Below are 3345 nucleotides of genomic sequence, written 5' to 3' on the forward strand. Positions count from 1 at the left end.
GGTGCCGGCCGCGGACGGCGCCGGCGGCGCCGGGCCGGCGGGCGAGGGAGCCACGGTGCTTCCGTTACCCGCGCTGCCGCCCGCTCCGGACGCGGCCGGCGGGCCGGGGCCGACCGGCCGGATCCGGCTGGCGCCGTCGGCCGGGCCGCGCTCGGCCCGCTTCCCCCGCGTGTCGCGCGCGGGCCGGACGTCCGGGCCGGCGCGGCCGGGCCGCCGGGCCGCGGCCGGTACCGCCGGGGCCGCCCGTAGCGCGCCTGCCCGTGTCGCTGCCGCCCCGACGGCCGTGGTCCCGGCCGCCGGGGCCCCCGGCACCGTGATCTCGGGCACCACGGTCCCGGATGCCACGGTCCCGGGTGGCGGGGCTCCGGGTACCACGCTCTCCGCTGCCGGCGGCTCGAACGCGGTGACCGCGCGCACGGTGGCGTCCCGCGCCAGCGGGGTGCCCGCCGGGGGCGTGCGGGTGGGCGGCTCGCGTCCCGGGAGCGCCCGCACAGGCCGGCGATCGGCTGTTGCCCGGGGCGGCACGTCCGCCGGGCCCGTCGGTGGGCACGCCCAGTTCGGCAACCGGCGGCGCGTCCTGCTGATCGTGGCCGCGTTCATCGTGTTCGTCTGCCTGCCCGCCGGCGGCCTGCTGGTCACCGCGCGCTCCAACGGGCTGGCGGGGCCGGCCGCCCAGGTCGCCCCCGGGCAGGCGTGGCGGGACGTCCTGGTGAGCCTGACCGACGCCCGCGGCCGCGCCTTCGAGCGGGCTGACGAGGACGCCCTGCTCGACGCGGACGCGCTGAACAGCCTCATCCACGCGCGGGATCTCACCCTGATGCGGCAGATCGTGGCCAACGGCGGCCGGACGTCCGGTATGCGGCACGAGATCAGCGATCTCGATGTCCGGGAGAACAGCGGCGAGAAGGCGGTGCTGCGGGTCACCTATCGGATTCCGCCGTACAGCTACGTCGACGCCGCCGGAACGGTCCTGTCCCGGCAGCCCGGCCGCGACTGGCGGCCGTCCGACGTCACCCTGGTGAAGACCGACAAGGGATGGCGCCTCGCATCGTGGGGCGACACCGTAGGCTGAGCCGGCCCCACCAGCTGAAGCCGGCTCCGTGGAGCGGGCACTCTTCTTGATCGAAATGGGCGGTACGGGGCCGCCGGGGTGGCGGTCAGGGGGCGGCGGTCAGGGGGCGGTGGCCGTCGCGCGCAGGGCGGTGTCGATATCGGGGTGGGAGAAGGTGAAGCCGGCGTCGAGGAGCCGGTGGGGCAGGACCCGCTGGGAGACGAGCACGCCGCCGTCGGCGAAACCACCGAGGGCGATCCGCAGCGCCACGGCCGGCACCGGCAGGATCGCCCGCCGGCCCACCGCCGCGCCGAGCGCCTGGGTGAAGGCGATGTTGGTGACCGGCGCCGGGCTGGTCAGGTTCACCGGGCCACGCAGGCCGTCCGTGGTCAGCAGAAAGATGATCGCCGCTGTCTCGTCCGCCAGAGTGATCCAGCTCAGCCACTGCCGGCCCGAGCCCAGCCGGCCGCCGAGCCCGCGCCGGAACAACGGGAGCTGCCGGGCCAGCGCACCGCCGCGCGCTGAGAGGACGACCCCCGAGCGCAGGTGGCACACGCGCACACCGGCGTTCTCGGCGGCGGCGGTGGCCGTCTCCCAGTCGGCCACCACCTCGGCGAGGAAACCGTTCCCGCGGGGTTCGGACTCGTCGACCGGACGGTCCCCGGTGTCGCCGTACCAGCCGGTCGCGCTCGCCGACAGCAGCACCCGTGGCCGCGGGTGGGCGGCGGCCACCGCGGTGGCCAGCAGGGCCGTCCCGGCCACCCGGCTGTCGCGGATCCGCCGCTTGTAGCGGGCGGTCCAACGACGGTCGCCGACCCCGGCGCCGGCCAGGTGGACGATCGCGTCGGCTCCGGCCAGGGCGGCCGGGTCGAGCGTGCCGCGGGCCGGATCCCAGTAGATCTCCGAGTCGTCCCGCACGGGCCGCCGGACCAGGGTGCGCACGGTGTGCCCGCTGGCCCGCAGGGCTGGGACGACCGCCGGCCCGATCAGGCCGGAGGCGCCGGAGACAACGACGTCCACGGGCTGATCCTCACCCCTGGATGGCTGGCTGGCGAGCGGGCCCGTCAGCCACGGCCGTCAGTCATGATCGTTAACCGCGGGCCGGGCATGCGCCGGTCGCGCGCCGGCGCCCGGCCCGCGGTTGCGGGATCATCTGGTCAGCGGATGGTCACAGGCCGAGTTCGGCCTCGAACGCGCCTTCCTCCAGGCGCCTGCGCAGGGTGGTGAGGAAGCGGGCGGCGTCGGCACCGTCGACGATCCGGTGGTCGTAGGTGAGCGCGAGGTACACCGTCGAGCGCACCGCGATGATCTCGCCGAGCTCGGGGTCGTCGACGACCGTGGGCCGCTTGACCACCGCGCCGGTCCCGAGGATCCCGACCTGCGGCTGGTTGATGATCGGCGTGTCGAACAAGGCGCCGCGGCTGCCGGTGTTGGTCAGGGTGAAGGTGCCGCCGCCGAGCTCGTCCGGGGTGACCCGGTTCTCCCGCGTCCGGGCCGCCAGATCGTCGATCTTGCGTGCCATCCCGGTGAGGTTGAGGTCGCCGGCGTGGTGGATGACCGGAACGAGCAGCCCCCGGTCGGTGTCCACGGCGATGCCCAGGTGCTCGGCGTCGTAGTAGGTGATCGTGCCCTGCTCGATGTCCACGCTGGCGTTGACGTTGGGGTGCTCGCGCAGCGCCTCGCAGGTCGCGACCGCGAAGAACGGCAGGAACGACAGCTTGATGCCCTCCCGCGCCTCGAACGCCTTCTTCGCGCGGCCGCGCAGCCGGGCGATGCGGGTGACGTCGGCCTCGACGACGGTGGTGAGCTGCGCGCTGACCTGGAGGGACTCGACCATCCGCTGTGCGATCACCGAACGTAGCCGCGACAGCTTCTCGGTGCGGCCACGCAGCGAGACCGGCGCCGCCACGGGAGCGGCAGGCGCCGCCGGTGCCGCGGCGACCGGCGCGGGCGCCGCCACCGGCGGGACGGCGGGAGCGGCCGGGGCCGCCGCTGCCGGGGCCGGCGGCAGGCTGTCCGGGGTGCGCGCCGCGTCGATGACGTCCTGCTTGCGGATGCGGCCGCCGACACCGGTGCCCGTCACCGCGGAGAGGTCCACGTCGTGCTCGGCGGCGAGCCGCCGGACCAGCGGGGTGACGTAGGCCCCGAGGGAGCCGCTGCCGTTGGCCGGGGAGGCCACGGCCGGCGCCGACGGCGTGAGCTCCTGGGCCGGGACGGCCGGCGGGGGAGCCTGGGCCGCGGCGGGCGTCGGCGGCGCGACCGGAGCCGGGGCCGGCGGCGCGGGCGCAGGCGGC

Annotated in this window: 2 protein-coding genes and 1 pseudogene; 1 reads left to right on the forward strand and 2 read right to left on the reverse strand. The window is 76.5% G+C overall.

What is annotated here, in order from left to right; genetic code table 11:
• Positions 1-1072, forward strand: a pseudogene (locus AC5LUJ_RS23985) (hypothetical protein); the annotation flags it as partial.
• A gap of 99 nt (positions 1073-1171) precedes the next feature.
• Here AC5LUJ_RS23985 and AC5LUJ_RS23990 read toward each other — a convergent pair.
• Entirely contained in the window at positions 1172-2071 is a 900-nt protein-coding gene (locus tag AC5LUJ_RS23990) for a TIGR01777 family oxidoreductase (protein ID WP_250287550.1), read from the reverse strand.
• 148 nt (positions 2072-2219) lie between these two features.
• Positions 2220-3345: 2-oxoglutarate dehydrogenase, E2 component, dihydrolipoamide succinyltransferase (gene sucB, locus AC5LUJ_RS23995; protein ID WP_493465842.1), on the reverse strand; the 1126-nt coding region annotated here is incomplete at its 5' end.

Source organism: Protofrankia sp. CiP1_Cm_nod3 (genome assembly GCF_982290655.1).